18 protein-coding genes and 1 pseudogene are annotated in these 16,568 nt (G+C 53.2%); 11 read left to right on the top strand and 8 right to left on the bottom strand.

Annotated elements, in window-relative coordinates; genetic code table 11:
* Positions 1-247: 247 nt before the first annotated feature.
* The 3 genes and pseudogenes from HU724_RS27940 to HU724_RS13730 form a co-directional block, all read right to left on the bottom strand.
* Positions 248-1,036, bottom strand: coding sequence for a methyl-accepting chemotaxis protein (locus HU724_RS27940; protein ID WP_410479224.1), 789 nt, complete (start codon positions 1,034-1,036; stop codon positions 248-250).
* 69 nt (positions 1,037-1,105) lie between these two features.
* Positions 1,106-1,876 (bottom strand): annotated as a pseudogene (locus tag HU724_RS27935) (MCP four helix bundle domain-containing protein); the annotation flags it as partial.
* Between the two features lie 141 nt (positions 1,877-2,017).
* A complete protein-coding gene (locus HU724_RS13730; RefSeq protein ID WP_186566980.1) occupies positions 2,018-2,425 on the bottom strand; it encodes a hypothetical protein in 408 nt (135 codons plus the stop codon).
* A 381-nt stretch (positions 2,426-2,806) separates the two neighbouring features.
* On the opposite strand from HU724_RS13730, the gene HU724_RS13725 reads away from it, so the two are divergent.
* Positions 2,807-3,769 carry a GlxA family transcriptional regulator gene (locus HU724_RS13725; protein WP_186566982.1) on the top strand — a complete coding sequence of 321 codons (963 nt, stop codon included), beginning with the start codon at positions 2,807-2,809 and terminating at the stop codon, positions 3,767-3,769.
* A gap of 121 nt (positions 3,770-3,890) precedes the next feature.
* On the opposite strand, the gene HU724_RS13720 is transcribed toward HU724_RS13725, so the two are convergent.
* Both HU724_RS13720 and HU724_RS13715 read right to left on the bottom strand, forming a co-directional pair.
* On the bottom strand, positions 3,891-4,256 hold the full coding sequence (locus tag HU724_RS13720) for a histone-like nucleoid-structuring protein, MvaT/MvaU family (RefSeq protein ID WP_186566984.1): 366 nt from the start codon (positions 4,254-4,256) through the stop codon (positions 3,891-3,893).
* A gap of 178 nt (positions 4,257-4,434) precedes the next feature.
* A complete protein-coding gene (locus HU724_RS13715; RefSeq protein WP_186566986.1) occupies positions 4,435-5,145 on the bottom strand; it encodes an SOS response-associated peptidase in 711 nt (236 codons plus the stop codon).
* A 98-nt stretch (positions 5,146-5,243) separates the two neighbouring features.
* Here HU724_RS13715 and HU724_RS13710 point away from each other — a divergent pair, with 98 nt between their 5' ends.
* Positions 5,244-5,675 (top strand): LexA family protein, encoded by a 432-nt coding sequence (locus HU724_RS13710; RefSeq protein WP_186566989.1) that lies wholly within the window; start codon positions 5,244-5,246, stop codon positions 5,673-5,675.
* Entirely contained in the window at positions 5,662-6,942 is a 1,281-nt protein-coding gene (gene umuC, locus HU724_RS13705; protein WP_186566997.1) for a translesion error-prone DNA polymerase V subunit UmuC, read from the top strand. The genes HU724_RS13710 and umuC overlap by 14 nt, the downstream gene beginning before the upstream one ends.
* A 370-nt stretch (positions 6,943-7,312) precedes the next feature.
* Here umuC and HU724_RS13700 read toward each other — a convergent pair whose 3' ends face one another.
* Entirely contained in the window at positions 7,313-8,056 is a 744-nt protein-coding gene (locus tag HU724_RS13700; protein WP_186566999.1) for an SDR family NAD(P)-dependent oxidoreductase, read from the bottom strand.
* 611 nt (positions 8,057-8,667) lie between these two features.
* Here HU724_RS13700 and HU724_RS13695 point away from each other — a divergent pair.
* On the top strand, positions 8,668-9,147 hold the full coding sequence (locus tag HU724_RS13695; protein ID WP_186567001.1) for a carboxymuconolactone decarboxylase family protein: 480 nt from the start codon (positions 8,668-8,670) through the stop codon (positions 9,145-9,147).
* On the opposite strand, the gene pdxR is transcribed toward HU724_RS13695, so the two are convergent.
* On the bottom strand, positions 9,074-10,576 hold the full coding sequence (gene pdxR / locus HU724_RS13690; protein ID WP_186567003.1) for a MocR-like pyridoxine biosynthesis transcription factor PdxR: 1,503 nt from the start codon (positions 10,574-10,576) through the stop codon (positions 9,074-9,076). The two genes, HU724_RS13695 and pdxR, sit on opposite strands and share 74 nt — an antisense overlap.
* An 89-nt stretch (positions 10,577-10,665) precedes the next feature.
* Between pdxR and HU724_RS13685 the strand changes: the two genes are divergently transcribed.
* The 5 genes from HU724_RS13685 to HU724_RS13670 all read left to right on the top strand — a co-directional run bounded on the left by HU724_RS13685 (position 10,666) and on the right by HU724_RS13670 (position 14,401).
* Complete coding sequence (locus HU724_RS13685; protein ID WP_123418303.1) at positions 10,666-11,148, top strand: GNAT family N-acetyltransferase; 483 nt, start codon at positions 10,666-10,668, stop codon at positions 11,146-11,148.
* Positions 11,149-11,176: 28 nt separating this feature from the next.
* Positions 11,177-11,851 (top strand): FMN-dependent NADH-azoreductase, encoded by a 675-nt coding sequence (locus tag HU724_RS13680; RefSeq protein ID WP_042609824.1) that lies wholly within the window; start codon positions 11,177-11,179, stop codon positions 11,849-11,851.
* Between the two features lie 142 nt (positions 11,852-11,993).
* A complete protein-coding gene (locus HU724_RS27555) occupies positions 11,994-12,155 on the top strand; it encodes a hypothetical protein (protein ID WP_225927610.1) in 162 nt (53 codons plus the stop codon).
* A gap of 2 nt (positions 12,156-12,157) precedes the next feature.
* Positions 12,158-12,406, top strand: coding sequence for a DUF2625 family protein (locus HU724_RS27815; RefSeq protein ID WP_225927609.1), 249 nt, complete (start codon positions 12,158-12,160; stop codon positions 12,404-12,406).
* 1,074 nt (positions 12,407-13,480) lie between these two features.
* Positions 13,481-14,401, top strand: coding sequence for a LysR substrate-binding domain-containing protein (locus HU724_RS13670; RefSeq protein WP_186567005.1), 921 nt, complete (start codon positions 13,481-13,483; stop codon positions 14,399-14,401).
* On the opposite strand, the gene HU724_RS13665 is transcribed toward HU724_RS13670, so the two are convergent.
* Positions 14,322-14,915 carry a DinB family protein gene (locus HU724_RS13665; protein ID WP_186567007.1) on the bottom strand — a complete coding sequence of 198 codons (594 nt, stop codon included), beginning with the start codon at positions 14,913-14,915 and terminating at the stop codon, positions 14,322-14,324. The two genes, HU724_RS13670 and HU724_RS13665, sit on opposite strands and share 80 nt — an antisense overlap.
* 452 nt (positions 14,916-15,367) lie before the next feature.
* Between HU724_RS13665 and HU724_RS13660 the strand changes: the two genes are divergently transcribed.
* Both HU724_RS13660 and HU724_RS13655 read left to right on the top strand, forming a co-directional pair.
* Positions 15,368-15,883, top strand: coding sequence for a GrpB family protein (locus HU724_RS13660; RefSeq protein ID WP_186567009.1), 516 nt, complete (start codon positions 15,368-15,370; stop codon positions 15,881-15,883).
* A 90-nt stretch (positions 15,884-15,973) separates the two neighbouring features.
* Positions 15,974-16,441, top strand: coding sequence for a metallophosphoesterase family protein (locus tag HU724_RS13655; RefSeq protein ID WP_186567011.1), 468 nt, complete (start codon positions 15,974-15,976; stop codon positions 16,439-16,441).
* Positions 16,442-16,568: the final 127 nt, after the last annotated feature.

The raw sequence follows: 16,568 nt of genomic DNA, 5'->3' as shown, positions 1-16,568 counted from the left end.
ATATTTTGTCGGCTGCGTCCTTTAGAAGACCTTGGGCCTCCACGCTAACTAAGCGTGTATTAGCGTCAGCTCTATAGATAGCAATCGCAACGAGAGATACGACTATCAAGCCAAGGCACGCCCCCACCATTATAAGCATGCGAGACTTGATCGAATTTTTGATCAGCATCCGTAAAATTCCTCTGCGCATTACTAAAAGCAAGCTGTGAAGGGAAGCTAAGGCCTGTTGATGTATCTGGCACTCATGTCAAACTTTGAATTTTTGAACGAGGCTGTTCAAGTTAACCGCAAGCCGACTTAGTTCATTACTTGCGGTGATTGTTTGATTCGCACCCTCGCTGCTTTGGATGGCTAAAGATCGAATGCTGATCAAACTCCTATCAACGTCCCTCGCGACATTAGCTTGTTGCTCTGACGCCACCGCGATCTGCAAATTACGCTCGTTGATTTGAAGAACGGAGTCAGTGATTTGCTGCAGAGACTGGCCCGCGCCCTCAGCCGTCCGTTTGGTGTTATAAACCTCCTCAGTGCTCTTACGGATAGACTCGACAGTAGTTGATGACCCACTCTGGATGGCTGCTATCATTTTTTCAATTTCCAAAGTGGAGATTTGAGTTCGATGAGCAAGTGCTCTGACTTCATCAGCGACAACAGCGAACCCCCTCCCTTGTTCGCCTGCGCGCGCGGCTTCGATAGCTGCATTCAAGGCCAACAAGTTGGTTTGCTCCGCTATACTTCGGATAACTCCCACAACCTGACTTATATCTTCCGCCTGCGCTGCCAGCTTAACCACCTGAGAAGACGAACTTTCTACGAGATCTGTCAGGGTTTCAACGGCGCTCAACGTCTCAGAAACACGGAGGTTACCGCGCTTAGCTGACTCACTAGACTCTTGGGCAGCTTGTGAGGTTGAGGTGGCATTACGAGCAACTTCTTCCACCGCTGAAGTCATCTCTGTGACAGCCGTAGCAGCCTGTTCGATTTCGCTATTTTGTTGTTGAAGAAGTCGATCCGCAGCCTCGGTTATAGACGTCATTTCGACGGCGGCTGAACTTAACTGCATGGAGGCTTCTGAAATTTCCAAAACTGTCCCTTGGAGATTTTTTGACATTAAATTGAGTGCGACCATAAGCCTGGACACCTCATCCGATCCTGAAATCTCAAGGCGACGGGTCAGATCTCCTGATGCAATTTCTTCTGCCAGCCTGAGCGAATCCCCTATTGGCCTTACAATGCTACGTGTCAACCCTATAGCTAACACGACCGTGAGCAACAAAGATACAAGAACAACAGCAGCAAGCACTTCAACACTCTTTTCATAAACCTCGCCAGCTTCGACACCCAGGGCTTTAGCTTGCTCTGCATTGAACTGCCTTATTACGTTTAGTTTATCCTGAAATAAATTGGCATTATCAGCTTGAGTAGTATTGGCGAAAGCCAGCGCGCGCTCATGCTCAGATGAATCAAGCTTAGTTAATTGTTCGAGCCCCGCAATGTAAATTCTCATTGCTTGGTCTGCGGCGTCAAAACGAGCCAAGTCTTGATCGTCCGAGATTAGGTTCTTTCGATAATATTCACTTCGAGCCTCCAAAGTTTGCACAGCATGTTGGACTTTAGACTCTGCGGCCAGCTTTCCCGCTACGTTCGTTGAATTCGCGAGCATTCTGATGCTTTCCAGGCGAGCATTTAGCAAAGAGATTTGGATATCATCAATAGTTTGCGTGCTTGGAAGCGCATTCTCTGCCAACTGCTGTCCAGCGGCCCGCAGATGTGATAACTGAATATAAGAAAACCCACCCAGCGCGATTAGAATAGCGGTGATAACCCCAAAACATAGAGTAGCTTTTTTAGAAATGCTTAAATTTCTGAAATACATAGTGACTCCGACAGTCGTTTTTCATCGCGAGTGAAACACTCAGGATGCGGATGACTTCATAGAAATATTATTCGGCAATGCGAAGCACAACTTTTTTCAAAAGCTGATATCCGTTCAACACGAATTAAGCCTGCAAACTGATCACTGCTTATTATCTACGAGACCAATCTCCGTATTGAACAATTCATCATCAAGCTTCTTCAAAGTACGAATACTTTTAATCAACACCCTCTTATACTCACAAAACGCCTCTGAAAGAGGATCATCCGGATCTTCATGGATATCAATTTCGAGACTAGTTGTGACGGAGTTTAGATAACTGAGACTTTCGCCAATGTTACGCTTGATTGTCGTCTTCAAAGCCTCTAGAGAAAAATTAAGCTTTTTTAATTCCCTAGCAAGCATATAAGACGGCAGAGATGTAGCTTTACCGGAGTCACTAACGTCAATTTGCGCGGCTTTTTCAACCTCAAGGTTAGCAAGCAAGAAGGTGTGTTCCAGCGCTCTGACTGAGAAAACAATGCCGCCAACATCTTCCACCATTTGCATGGTGAGCTCTTCGCACTTCTTAGTTGCTTCCACATAGTTATATAACTTTGACATAATAGTAGACCAGCAATGTTCGTTAGCTGTTATGGAATTATTGTTTTTGTATTCCATTACGATGAGCACACTAAAGCTGAGCCAGAACTGCTTTGCCTAGTTTCCTTCGCCTCCGAGATATACCTATGCTCGATCCAGGACTGCGGATGCCAAAATGAATCGACACTGTCAAAACCATCAGAGATTCCGATGTTTAATCGGCATCGAGAAATCGCCGACGTGATGATATTACGCTATCACTTCGTCTAAAATAAATGACAATAGGTTGACGATTCACGCCAAAAATGAATACATACGCTCTACATTGGTGCGCGCAGGGGACGCTGAATGCTTACTAAAACGATTCAGTTCATGACATTTTCTAATGCGAACCTAATCGACCTCGCAGGGCCCCTTGAAGTATTTTTAACAGCAAACTATTTTTCGGATCCGAAAGCTCTGCCTTACAATCTATCGATAGCTTCGCTCGATAGTATCTCCACTGTCCTTCCTGGCACGCACCTCCACTCAATACCTTTAGATCAAAACACACCTGCCCCGCACACATTGATTGTCCCGGGTGGGTTAGGGATATACGACTTCTGCAAAAACCCGCGCTTCGATACGGTGTTTAAGAGACACGCTGAAAGAGCTACACGACTAGTCTCCGTATGCACCGGGGTGTTCGCCTTAGCCGCAGCGGGAGGGCTTTCAGGCTGTGAGGTGACGACGCACTGGTCTGCGTATGATGAGCTTGAGCGAAACTATCCCGATGTTTTACTCAATCGTGGGCCAATATTTGTCAACGACGGACGTATCTGGACATCAGCCGGCGTCACCTCAGGTATCGACTTAGCATTAGCACTCGTTGAAGCTGATTTAGGACACGCCCTTGCTTTGAAAGTGGCCAAGCACTTGGTTGTTTTCTTGAAGAGGCCTGGCGATCAAAATCAATTCAGTTCTAGCTTAGATATGCAAACCAGAAGCTCAACTTTTTCAGATCTGCACGCGTGGATGAATGAAAATCTTGTAGAGGATCTGTCAATTCCCACGCTCGCTAAGAGAATGAACATGAGCGAGCGTACATTCGTAAGAAGGTACAGGACTACAACAGGCCAGACTCCGAGCAAGATGGTCGAAAAATTAAGAGTTGATGCGGTGCGTCACCTGCTTGTGAGTACGGAATGCCCTCTTAAGGAAATCGCGTACCTGACCGGTTTGGGACATGAAGCGAGCTTGATACGTAAATTTTGGAAGTTCTTTGGCGTGACCCCAAATGAGTATCGCCAAAGATTTAAGTCAACCATCTGATTTCAGCTTTTCTCTCACTATATCAGCCTGATTACTCTAACTCCTCAGCGAGCGATCAAGCAGATCCGCGCCGTACCAAGATGAGCAAAAAGGCCCTATAAGGGCCTTCTCTCGAAGGTAATTAGTTACTCAGCCAAGACTCTACGGTCGCAGCGCCGTGCTTTGTTTTCCACTCCTTGAGCGTTTTGTGATTACCGCCCTTGGTCTCTACGACTTCGCCCGTTTCAGGATTTTTATAAACCTTCAATTGGCGAGGCTTGCGGCTCCCTGCTTTGGACTCGACCGCTGGAGCGCGACGACCAGCTTGCGGATCCAGGAGATTGATCACGTCCTTGAGGCTGTAGCCGTATTTTGCGAGCAAGTCACGCAGCTTTGTTTCGAACTCAATTTCTTTCTTGAGGCCTGCATCGCCCTTGAGGGCTTCCAGGGCCTGAAGCTGTTCGGCGAGGTGTTTTTCGAGCTGGCGGAATTCTGCGAGTTTGGACATGACAGGTCTCGATTAGATAGGTAACTAAGAGTGTATTGCAGTTCTGCATTTCGTGCCCGCTTCGTAAACGGGCTAGGGAAAATTATCAATTCGCGATAATTATGGCTTGGCCATAATTCCAAATAATTGTGGAGAGCTCGTCGTTCCGCCCACGAATACTGTCGACTCTCGGTTTTAGTCAGTCGTCAACATCCGAAGCCAGAGATAGTGGCTTAATCAGGTGCGAGCCCTGATTACGAACATTCCCCACATCCTTGCCAACCTTGTACCAGTGAAAATCCGTAGCAGGCCTGCAGTGCTCCATTGCGAGTTCGCGAGCTCGTTCAGGTGAAGTGTCGGGATCGACCCATTCACGGGCGTGCTGAGGCGATAAGACCAAGGGTTTGCGATCGTGGATATCGACCATGCCATCGTCACTCGCAGCGGTGATGATGACGAAGCCGTCGCGCTCATCCATCTCCAGGCCTTCGTGCACCTCGGCCAATCCCGCGAAGAACATCGGAATCTGCTCTTTCAAGGTGATGAAATACGGCTGCTTTTTCTTTGGATCTTCTTCGTCCTTCACCCATTCGAACCAGCCGTTCGCCGGCGCGAGTACGCGTCCGTTTGGCCAGAGCTGATTGAAAAACTTGCCGATGATGACGGTCTCGACTCTCGCGTTGATCGGGTCAGGACGCTTTCCCTTCGCCCAGAAAGGCGCCCATCCCCATTTGACCTTATCAATGCTCAAGCCCTCTCGAACCGGCCGGATGATTTCCACCCGCGTCGACGGTGCGACGTTGTATCGCTCAACGGGCCAGAGGTCATAGCCATTGATCACCAACTGCTTTGGCGCGAGCTCCTTGAGGTAGTGATCCATTGATTCGTAGATCGAGTAGCGTCCGCACATGCTGTCACCCGTCGAATTGTGGTGCCTATGACATTGACCGCAAGCGAACCAAATCGTTAACTGTATGCATGTACAGTTAATCTCCTAAGGTTTGCATCATGAGCATCACCCTCCTCGGCCCCCTCGCTTCTGGCGGTAAGCAGCTGCCCCTTTATTCATCCAAAGTACCGGCGGGCTTTCCCTCCCCGGCGGCTGACCACATCGAAATGCACATTTCCCTGGATGAGCTGTTCGATATCAGGGCGCCGCACGTGTATCTGGTGAGGATTGATGGGGATAGCATGCAGGGCGCGGGCATCTATTCCGGGGATGTGGTGATCGTCGATCGAAGCATCGAAGCGGTCAGTGGCGATATCGTTATTGCCGCGTTGAATTCGGAGCCCTTCTGCAAGCGCCTGCTTCTGCGCGAGAACGCCGTGTTGCTTGTGTCAGAGAACCCAAAATATCCGGCTAGAAATGTCATGGAAGGCGATGAGCTTGTGGTCTGGGGCGTTGTGAAATACAGCGTGCGCGATCATGACAATACGTGAGCCTGTCTTCGCCCTGATCGACTGCAACTCGTTTTACGCGAGCTGCGAGCGCGTCTTTAGACCCGACCTAGCCAAGACACCTATCGTGGTGCTGTCCAACAACGACGGCTGTGTGATCGCGCGTAGCTACGACGCCAAGCCGTTCGTAAAAATGGGCCAGCCGTACTTCCAAATCAAAGACCATCTACGCCGGCATGGAATCGTGGCCTTCAGCAGTAACTACGCTCTGTACGGCGACATGAGCGAGCGCGTCATGACGATCATCGAATCGATGGTGCCGGCACTTGAGGTCTACAGCATTGATGAAGCATTTGCTGATTTGACTGGCATGCCTGGAGATCTGTCCGCGTTTGGCAGGCACATGCGCTCCACTCTTCTCAAGCGCACAGGCATTCCAGTCGGGGTGGGGATCGCGCGCACGAAGACACTGGCCAAGCTAGCCAACCACACAGCCAAACGGCTGCTCGATATCACCGGCGGCGTAGTGGATTTGTGCGATCCGTTCAAACGCGACTGGACGCTGCGCAACACCGACGTCGGCGAAGTCTGGGGCATTGGCAAGCGCATGAAGGCTCATCTGGAAACAATGGGCATCAAGGCTGCAATGGACTTGGCAAAAGCCGATCCGTGGATGCTTCGTCAGAAATTCAGCGTGGTGGTCGAGAAAACGGCTCGCGAGCTAGCCGGTACCCCATGTTTGGAACTGGGGGAAGCTGACCCACCGAAGCAGGAAATTTGCTGCAGCAGGATGTTCGGCACGCGGCTCACGCAGATTGAGCCGATCAAGGAAGCGGTCGCTACCTACACCCAACGCGCGGCGGAAAAGCTCCGAACGCAAAACTCACTCTGCAAGAAAATCCGGGTCAGCATTCGCACCGGCATGTTCAACCCTGAAGAAGCGAAGTATGCGAATGGAGCGCTGGTCGAGTTACCGTACCCGACCAACGACGTGCGGCTGATGACGAAGGCTGCGACCGAAGCGGTCAATCGTCTCTTTCGTCCCGGCTACAAGTACAGCAAGGCGGAAGTCTTGCTGATGGATCTGCGGCAGCCCGGCGAATTCACTGATGACCTGTTCGCCCATTCGCAACCCGTGATGGCGGACAAGGTGATGAGCGTTCTGGATGAGATAAATGGCCGCTGGGGCAAGGGAGTGCTGCGTTTAGCCAGCGTGCCTGCGGCGCCTGATTGGGCAATGCGGCGAGAGCTGATGAGTCAGAGCTACACGACGAAGCTAGATCAGCTGTGGACGGTCAGAGCCAAGTAGCGACCGCGGGATGGGCATCTACCGCCGCAGAAACGAGCAGCCTTGAACGGCTGCTTAGGGTCATTTCAGTCGGTCACGACAGGCAGAAATCGGCCAGAAGCGGACATAAATGAGCCATGCATATAGCAAAGGTGGTCACCGCTGCGGGCTTGCCCATGTGGGTCTTTCGTTCAAGGCAAGCTGGGCGTCTCGGCACCGGCCAGCTGAGGAATCATAGATACAAGGTGGGCAACCATGGGGGGAATGTACGTAATCAAGGGCCCGAGGTGATCGCGTCAATCGAGGTAAAGTTAGCGCAAGAAAAATAAGAGGCCGAGCGCACGATCCGCACCGGATACATGTCTACACGACCTCTTCGCGTTTCTATGCCCTACCGCAAGGTATACCCACCATCTACCACAATATCTTGGCCGTAAATGCCACGTGCTCGCTCTGATAGAAGGAACAGAATCACATCTGCCACCGCTTCCGGCTCAAGGAACTTACCCTCTAGTAGGCGCTGGTTGACCGTTTCCGCGACTGAGGACAACGTCGCATTATCCAACCCTAGTGATCGCCAGATCGGCGTAGCTGTTGGCCCTGGCGATACGACGTTCACTCTAATTCCCGCCTCAGCCTGTTCGACGGCTAAGGTTCGAGCATGCGCTGTCAGTGCTGTTTTCGACGCAATGTAGCCAGCCAAGCCTGGGAAGGCCAAAGCGGAAAGAAAAGTCCCCACAAATACAACCGAAGCGGGTCTCGCCAATTGGGCTCGCAAAGCTGAAAGCGTGTTAAGCGCACCTGCTCCGTTGACGGCCCAATTTCGCTCGAATCCCTGACTCGCCAGGCTATCTTCAAGTACAGCGACTCCTGCATTCGGTACTAGAAAATCTACAGGCCCGATTCTGGAGACGCAGTGTGCAAGCTTCTCAAGATCCGAACTTACCGTAACATCGCCATTGACAATATGGAGGCGATCACCATGAACGTCTTTGAGTGCAGCCAGGCCGCCCTGGCCACGGGACATCGCCACTACCGTCGCTTCATAGCTTAGTAATCGTTGTACGACTGCCAGTCCGATGCCTGAACTTGCTCCGGTTACCACAGCGACACGATTGTCGAACTCACTTTTCATGTTTCAGCTCCTTGGGTATTAAGCCATTTACCCATCACTGACACATTTCATGCCAACCTAAAACGTCATAAAAATCAGGGTGCCGAAGCTCTACCGAGTCAATTTGACCATTATTCGTTTTTGTCGAAATGACGACAAATAGGTTTTTTTGACACGCGCCAATGGCTGTGTTCTCAGGTGCGTTATAGGACTGAAAATCCGGCCGCATCGAATTTCTTTGAGAGGAAAATACCACTCCACTCTTCGTAAATACGCCTGAGCTGCTCTGCGAACTGCGGATTGGCCGCCCACCGCCCCATTCTCTCGCGATCTGTTTCGGCGTTGTCGACCGGCGAGAGAAAGCAGTCTTCACAAAGGCGCTGCACCTGTTATCCACCTCAGAACTATCGCGCATCGCAACTCAGTTGCCGCTACTGTGCCAGTTTATACACCGGCTTTGGGTCGCCTTCCGCCGGGTACATGGACAACCGGCTTGGCAACATCGGCGAACGGCAAATCGAGAATCAGAACTGCATGGCTTAGTTGAAAGGTCTTTTCTTGGCCCTGTCTGACTAGACTACGCGTGGCTACAGTGGGCTCCAACAACCCTAAACCCCCTGCGAGTGACCGCCATGAACAACCGTCTTGATTACTTCAAACAGTCGCCTCAGGCTTCCAATAAGCTGGTGGAGCTGACGATGCAACTGAGTAAGAAGCCGCTACTGGCTGACCTGGCCCACCTCATAATGCTGCGGGCGTCTCAATTGAATGGCTGCGCGTTCTGCGTGGATATGCACGTGAAGGAAGCCAAGATCCATGGCGAGCGCGAATTGCGCCTCCATCACATTGCGGTCTGGCGTGAATCGCAACTCTACTCGCCAATAGAGCGCGCGGCGCTCGCCTGGACAGAAGCCCTCACCCAACTGCCATCCCATGGTGTACCTGAAAGCCTCTACGCGGATGTGCGTGAGCAGTTTTCCGAACAGGATCTGTCGGATTTGTCGTTCCTGATTGTCGCCATCAACGGTTGGAATCGCCTCAATGTGGCCTTTCAGGCAGTCCCTGGTTCGTCGGATGAGGTGTTCGGCCTGACCAAAGCCAACCTCTACTGAGCGCACGGTTTATCAACGCGCCAAGCTGCTCGCCCTGAGCAGCGCAGGCGCAGTTGGTGAAGCTCAGCAGCAGCCCAGATTGACGCCGCGATGAAACACTCCATCGCGACAAGGGTTGCACGGCGATGCCTTTGGCCAGCAGTTGCTCAGTCAGGGCAGTGTCGGCTACTCCCTCCGGCAAACGGAGTACCAAGTGCATCCCCCCTGGCGAGCGCTCCACCAGCAGTCCATTGGGTAAACTCCGCTCCAACGCTTCAATAGTCAAAGCGCGTCGTTCGCTGTACAGCCTTCGCATGCGCTGAATGTGCCGAGTGAAATGCCCCTCGACAATGAACTCTGCGACCAGCGCTTGAGTAATCGCTGGCGAGCCTGCGGAGAATAACGCCCGACTTACACGCTCAAACGCTGCCACTTGCCCCTGAGGCACCACTAGGTAGGCAAGGCGGATACCGGGGAAAAGCACCTTGCTGAAAGTCCCGGCGTACAGCACGCGCCCGTTGCGATCCAGGCTCGCCAACGCCGGCAAGGGGCGACTGACATAGCGATACTCGCCGTCGTAATCATCCTCGACAACCCAGGCATCGCTCCGGGCCACCCATTCGAGTAACAACTGTCTCCGAGGCAAAGACAGCGCCATACACAGCGGGCTTTGATGCCCCGGCGTCACCATGACGACCTGTGCAGCCTGATGCCTGGCAATGGCCTGCTCCACATCCATACCTTCGGCATCAACTGGCACTGCCTCAAGCTCAATACCGAATTGACGAAGCACTTGGCGCGTGGTTGGGTAGCCAGGATCTTCGACCCAGGCTCGCTCCCCTGCGCGCAGCAAAGTATGTACGATCAGCGACAGGCTACTGCGCCAGCCGCTGGTGATAAACACCTGATGGGCGCCGCAATCGATACCTCGAGACACCTGCAGATATGAGGCGATGGCGCTGCGCAAGGCAGGCAGGCCGTGCGGCGGCGGATAGTCCAGATCGCCTGAACGCATGCCTCTCAGATAACGGGCACCCAAGCGCGCCCAGATCTTGCGTGGGAACTCATCCATTGCAGGCACTCCCATCTGAAACGGCAAAAGTTGCGGTGGACGCCATAGTGCGTCTGGGGAGTTTTCAATCACCTCGCTGCTGACGGATAAAGCGGGGGCAGACAGTAGCGGCTTCTGCAATTCGGGATTGACTACGGTGCCCTTCTGCCCCAGGGCCAAGAGGTAGCCCTCGCTCGTGAGCAGCGAATAGGCCAGTTCGATGGTGCCACGAGCAACGCCGAGATCCTTGGCGAGAGCTCGCACCGAAGGCAATCGGTCACCAGGGGAAAGCGTGCCAGCGGCGATGGCGGCGAGTACTCGGTCATATAACTGACGGTACAGAGGCGAACCGGGTTGCCCATCCAAGGAGGCGAAAGGGTGCGAACAGGAAGTCATCATGGCCTAGTTCATATCTCACTTCTTGGTTCAATAAATTGAGGCAATGTTAGTTCAAGATTTGACCATCACAACCCACTAAGGCCTCTCCCATGACGTTCAATCTTCAAGACTACGTGCCCAGCGTGCTCGACTTGGCCGACACTGCCCTGCGTCCTCTAGACAGCCGCCATGACTTGAAAATCGCTTTCCCGGTAATACAGCAATTGCGCCCCCACCTAACAAGCGAGGCCGATTTTATGAGTCGTATCGAACGAATGCGAGCCGGCGGCTATCGCCTGGTTGGAGCCTTCGAGTCATCGGCTCTCGTGGCGCTTGCAGGTTACCGCCTTCAGGAGAATCTGATTTATGGCCCATTCTTGTATGTCGATGACCTCATCACCGATGAAGCCCAGCGCGGCGGCCAGTGGGGCTCCCGGTTATTGCGAGCTCTGGAACGACTGGCTCGTGCCAGCGGTTGTGCTCGCCTTGTGCTTGACACGGGTTTGGCCAACGCGCGCGCCCAACGCTTCTACTTCCGCGAAGGCCTTTATACCGGCGCGCTGCGTTTTCAAAAACAGTTCGATACCCCATGACCGCATCACCCGTACAGGAGGCAATATCATGAACCCGTCTCAGAAGCCCCTCGCTCCTTTGCGAATCCTTCGCCTGATTGCCAGTCCCAACGGTAATGCATCTGAAAGCTTGAAACTGTCTGAGCGGATTCTGCACGCTCTGACAGTACGCGCTGGCATACGCGGGATTGAACTGACGGATATAGACCTGAACACGTTATCGCCAGTCGATGCGACTTATGCCCATGCCTTGGCCCATCCGAGCGAAATAGCTACCGAGGATCAGAAAGGTACATTGAGTCGCTCCGACCAAATGATCATCCTGTTGAATGCCTGCGATGTGCTGCTTATCGCTACTCCCATGCACAACTACAGCGTGCCCTCGCCGCTCAAGGCCTGGATCGACCACGTCGTACGCGTCGGAAAAACTTTCCTCAGCACATCAAAAGGTAAGGTTGGAACGTTATTGGATCGCCCCGTCTACGTTGCCGTAGCCACCGGCGGCTACATTAGCGGTGAGAGGGCACGGCAACCCGACTTTCTTCGTCCCTACCTATCCGCAGTGCTGAAAACCATCGGTCTCAATCAGGTGCATTACTTCACTGTTGAAGGCACAGCAAAAGGGACGGACGCGCTAAAAACGGCGCAGAAAATAGGGTACGACGATGTGCACACGTTCTTCCATGAGGAAATCGAAACTAGGACTCATGAAACAGTTGCCTGAAGCCGGTAACCCCCCAGACGGCCGAAGCACAAAGGTCGGCAGCGATGCCTGAAGCTGAGCCTAGCTTTTTGATTTTCGGGAGAGCTGTTCGCCCGGGTCGGCAGCTATGGGCCGCATGCCCCCCTCTTAACAGGAATTGATCATGAGTCGCCTCAGTTGGTTTCAAACTTCACATGGTGCAGCCAAGTCGCTTGAAATTAATTACCCTGCCATGATCTACATACGAGAGATGCTGGAGCATGCCGACCGCCCCTACGACTTGCTTCCACCTCACCTCAAAACTCCAGCGTTCTTCTACAGCTAAAGGTGACAACCAAGTCTACTTTGGGGGCTATAGCATTCGAGACTGGCGGGATACAGATTGATCGGGGCCTGGCGGGATGGAGCGAGGGACGGGCGCAAGGGCATCTGCTGGTGGCAGATGACGCAGCAGGTGGATGCTTTTCCATCAACGGGGGCGGCTTGGGTGACGATGTGGGAGCGGTGTACTACTGGGCGCCCGATATTCTGCAGTGGGAGCCATTGGGCATCAGTTATACCGCCTTCTTGGAATGAGCTGTGAGCAATCTTACGGCGGCCTACTAAGAGGGCCTACGTTGGTAATCCTGGCGCAACGACATTCAGTGTGTGAGCGGAGATCAATGCGTGTCTTTCTACCCATTCCTATGGACACGAGGGACTCAGTGGCAATAAGCGCGCAGGGTTGTCAGCATGGCTGAATAGTATGATTTGAATTGCACATTAGCCGGCCAGTTGTACGCCCCGCCATCACTCCTAATTAAATAAGCAGGCCGGCCGTGAGTCAAAGTGCGCTGGTTACGCACAGACACTTCAAAGTTGAAGCATTTACCGGACGATTACTGAGACACTGACCACCTGCTTACGTCAGACTGACACTCCGGGTAGTACGTTTGAACAATACAACACCGAGCCTTCCTTCAAGGTTTCTCTCGACCTAGCTTACAGCAGGGGGAGCCTCCCAATGGTGGGATGCCCAAGTGCAGCTGCGCTGCCTTGCTACCTCTAAGAATGTAACCAAGACCATCAAGGTGATCTTGGCGCATAAGTCCTCCGACCTTTGTAATTTTGTTGGCAGCAATTGTTACGAAGTTGCTCTATCTGCCTAGGAACACCGCAACGCAGATCATGGGTTGATTAGTACAAAGATCCACTCGGGAGAGAAGGCGGACAAGCGAGGAAAAAGGACTACTGGATTTCGTTTTTATCAATAAAGTCGCGAGCACTGGTCTAACACAGACTGCCCCTCGGATTCTGCTGCAAAATTGAAACGAAAATTTTGGTTCGCGGGCACGGGAATCGCACTTAGCTCGTTTTGCTGTTGACTTGAGCCTGTCTTTAGATGCGAAGGTTAAAGAGCGACGAGAAGTGGCGTGCCGCTTTGGACATCGACCATAGCTTGGAGGGGAGAACTCTCTGAGTCCTAATGCTCGCTAAGGGAAATACGGGACGTACTCCCCACGCCAATTTGAGCTACACGAACCCGATCCATTTCCGGTCAAATGTAAAGAGATTGAATAAGGCGATTCGAAGTCTAGTTGCAGCAGAAACACGGTGTTCTGCCGCGTAGCTGCTTTACTTGAAAATTATGCTGCCTGCGAGGGCCTACGAATGAATCGAAACGACTTGCGTCGCGTGGACATGAATCTTCTGGTTATTTTCGAAACCTTAATGTTCGAAAGGAACTTGACTCGGGCTGGGGAGAAACTGTTCTTAGGCCAACCCGCCGTCAGTGCCGCTTTAGCGCGGTTGCGCGACTTATTCGACGATCCCTTGCTAGTACGCAACGGTCGTACCTTAGAGCCGACCCAGCGAGCGCTGGCAATTCTTAAAGAGTTGCAACCAGCCATGGACACAATCTCCGGAGCTGTCAGCCGAGCTAAGGATTTTGACCCATCCACCAGCCGGGACGTATTCCGCATCGGCCTTTCCGACGATGCCGAATTTGGCCTGTTTCCACCATTGCTCAATCAACTTCGCGAAGAGGCGCAAAACGTAATCGTAGTGGTACGGCGGGTTAACTTTCTGCTGATGTCGACCATGCTTGCCTCCGGAGAGATTTCCGTCGGAGTCAGCTACACCACCGAGTTGCCGGCCAATGCTAAACGCAAGAAGCTGCGGGATCTGCGCGTAAAGATACTGCGCGGCGATAATCGTCCTGGCCCCCTGACCTTGGATGAGTATTGCGAACGACCTCACGCCTTGGTGTCGTTTTCCGGGGATTTGACCGGCGCCATCGATACCGACTTGGCACGCATCGGCCGCTCGCGGCGAGTGATGCTGGCGGTACCCCAGTTCTCAGGTCTGCGTGCCTTATTAGCGGGCACGGAAATGCTAGCCGCAGTGCCGGACTACGCGGCGTGCGCGCTGATCGATGGCAGCAGCCAGTTGCGTGCTGATGACCCGCCCTTTGACATCGTGCCGTCGGAGTTGTCGATGGTCTGGAGCGGGGTCAACGATAACGATCCGGCAGAGCGTTGGTTGCGCTCACTAATTGCCCAACACATGGCGACGCCTCTGCCGGTGTATTGAGCGAATTGAAACTTGGATCGGTCTCGCGCAGGAATATCGGCATGTCTGTCATTGGCGGCATGGCCGGAATGTCGAAATACATCTGGATCACCCACCCACGGTGATAGCTGGCGTGATTGACCACATGCATCAGCATTGCTCCGGCACTCATGGTGCCGCGTTCCCCAGACACAAATGTGAACTCGACGGGTCTATCCAGCGATGCCTCGCTCTGCCGGGCGCTCCAGTCGCAGTACCAGTGACCGATCTCCTTTTGTGCCAAGCGCAAATCAGCGAGTTCGGGATGCAGCAGATCATGTGAAGTTTGGAAGCCGTGCCCCCGGCCTTCGAGGTGAGCCTGCCAAATGCAGTCCACTACGTAAATGTGATTCAAAGTGCCAATTATGTTTTTGAACACCGACACTCGCTCTTTGTTGACTTCGCCAGGAGGCAGTGCGGCCAGGCTGTCAAAGAGGCGCTGATCGGCCCAGCATTTGTACTCGGCAAGCATGCGGGCTGTGCGTACGTTGATCACCAGATTTCCCCAGTTTAAATGGGCGTAATGCCAAGCATAGCCCTCATAACAAGCGGCATCGAAGACGCTGATTATCGGTCGGCAAGCGCCAGGGAGCCAATTTGGGCTAGTAGACTTGAAGCCGGAAAGCCTAAAGGCGCTGCCTGCCCCCCCCAGTCCTTGCTGATCAGGGAGCCTACCAAAGTTATACGACGAAGCTGGATCAGTTGTGGAGGGTGAGCGCCAGGTAGCGGCGACGGGATGGGCCTCTGCCGCCTGAAAAACGAGCCGTCTTGAACGGCTGCTTACGGCCAGAAGCAGACGCTGGACAGGACAGATACCCAACCTCGGCCAGATTCTAATTCGATCTGCTAAATCGCCGTAATGCCGAGGTTTCGTTATCAGTCGCTGGCGAATGCAGATGTTTTGACGGAAAATTCGGTGCTTTAGATATTAGTCGCCAAGGAACGGACATGGCATTGACCAGCAAGATCACTCCCTACAATCCCACTTGGCCCGCCCGCTTTCTGCCAGACAAACCACTCATCGCTTCGGCCTTTGGCGATGAACTGATTGCCATACACCACGTTGGAAGCACCTCTGTTCCAGGGCTCGCGGCGAAGCCCGAGATCGATGTGCTCATCGAGGTTCACGATAATCGCAATGCCTCGGCGCGGGACGAGGTGTTGATGGGTTTGGGATATGTACGAGGAAGTGATCTATCGGAAGGGCATCATTTCTATCGGCGTAATGTGGATGGGATTCGCACGCACAAGCTCCACGCTTGTACCCGTGGCCACCTTACGATCACCCAGATGCTTGGGTTCAGAGATTTGCTTAGGCGCGATGCCTCGATCCGCCAGCAGTATGAAGCGCTGAAGTTTCAGTTGGAGTCGAGCAATATTGGTGGGATGGCTGAGTATCTGGAGAAAAAGTCTCCGTTTATTATCGCGGCGTTACTTCATGCCGGTATATCCATTCCTGAATGACCGATGGGTCGCTGAGCGCCCCCGGAATCAAGTGTCCGCTTTTGGCCGAAAGCAGTCACTCCTACCCGAAACGTCCACGGAGAATTGGCCGTGAAAACCGCCGTAATATCCGACACTCACAATCTCCTCCGCTCCGAAGCAATCGGCGCGCTCCAAGGCTGTGACCTGATCATCCACGCCGGCGACATCGGCAACCCGGACATCCTCGTCCAATTGTCCAAAATTGCTCCCGTCCACGCCGTGCGCGGCAACAATGATCTCAGCAGCCCATGGGCCAAAGACCTTCCCGACCTTCTGACCTGCACGCTCAACGGCTGGCACACCCTCCTAATCCACGACATCGCCGACGTCCCCGCCGATCTGGATCCAGACATCAAGCTCATCATCACCGGCCATTCCCACAAACCGCGCATAGAATGGCGCGGCGATCGTCTATACGTGAACCCTGGTAGCGCCGGCCCTCGGCGTTTCAAATTGCCGGTCACGCTGGCGATTCTCGAGATACAACCCGACAGCATCGAGCCGCGCCTGATTTCCCTGCTGGATCCCCCCGCCTGAAATCGCTACGGTTACCGCGATCCAGAACAGGGAATCCACGCGTGATCTGCCGCGCCAACAGTTGCCGCAGCGTTTTGTAGGAAGCAGCCAGCCTCTGAAAAAACGCTGAACGACGCCCTTGGCGCCA

Source organism: Pseudomonas iranensis, assembly GCF_014268585.2.
Classification (GTDB): domain Bacteria; phylum Pseudomonadota; class Gammaproteobacteria; order Pseudomonadales; family Pseudomonadaceae; genus Aquipseudomonas; species Aquipseudomonas iranensis.
Note: the sequence above shows the minus strand (reverse complement) of the source record. Positions and strands in the feature narration are given on the sequence as shown.

Excerpts from the sequence above, each read along its gene's own strand:
- pdxR (WP_186567003.1), bottom strand. The coding sequence starts at position 10,576 with ATGATGACTTCCTGTTCGCACCCTTTCGCCTCCTTGGATGGGCAACCC.
- HU724_RS13685 (WP_123418303.1), top strand. The coding sequence starts at position 10,666 with ATGACGTTCAATCTTCAAGACTACGTGCCCAGCGTGCTCGACTTGGCC.
- HU724_RS27555 (WP_225927610.1), top strand. The coding sequence starts at position 11,994 with ATGAGTCGCCTCAGTTGGTTTCAAACTTCACATGGTGCAGCCAAGTCG.
- HU724_RS13680 (WP_042609824.1), top strand. The coding sequence starts at position 11,177 with ATGAACCCGTCTCAGAAGCCCCTCGCTCCTTTGCGAATCCTTCGCCTG.
- HU724_RS13660 (WP_186567009.1), top strand. The coding sequence starts at position 15,368 with ATGGCATTGACCAGCAAGATCACTCCCTACAATCCCACTTGGCCCGCC.
- HU724_RS13710 (WP_186566989.1), top strand. The coding sequence starts at position 5,244 with ATGAGCATCACCCTCCTCGGCCCCCTCGCTTCTGGCGGTAAGCAGCTG.
- HU724_RS13695 (WP_186567001.1), top strand. The coding sequence starts at position 8,668 with ATGAACAACCGTCTTGATTACTTCAAACAGTCGCCTCAGGCTTCCAAT.
- HU724_RS27940 (WP_410479224.1), bottom strand. The coding sequence starts at position 1,036 with ATGACGTCTATAACCGAGGCTGCGGATCGACTTCTTCAACAACAAAAT.
- HU724_RS13730 (WP_186566980.1), bottom strand. The coding sequence starts at position 2,425 with ATGCAAATGGTGGAAGATGTTGGCGGCATTGTTTTCTCAGTCAGAGCG.
- HU724_RS13720 (WP_186566984.1), bottom strand. The coding sequence starts at position 4,256 with ATGTCCAAACTCGCAGAATTCCGCCAGCTCGAAAAACACCTCGCCGAA.
- umuC (WP_186566997.1), top strand. The coding sequence starts at position 5,662 with ATGACAATACGTGAGCCTGTCTTCGCCCTGATCGACTGCAACTCGTTT.
- HU724_RS13700 (WP_186566999.1), bottom strand. The coding sequence starts at position 8,056 with ATGAAAAGTGAGTTCGACAATCGTGTCGCTGTGGTAACCGGAGCAAGT.
- HU724_RS13725 (WP_186566982.1), top strand. The coding sequence starts at position 2,807 with ATGCTTACTAAAACGATTCAGTTCATGACATTTTCTAATGCGAACCTA.
- HU724_RS13715 (WP_186566986.1), bottom strand. The coding sequence starts at position 5,145 with ATGTGCGGACGCTACTCGATCTACGAATCAATGGATCACTACCTCAAG.
- HU724_RS13670 (WP_186567005.1), top strand. The coding sequence starts at position 13,481 with ATGAATCGAAACGACTTGCGTCGCGTGGACATGAATCTTCTGGTTATT.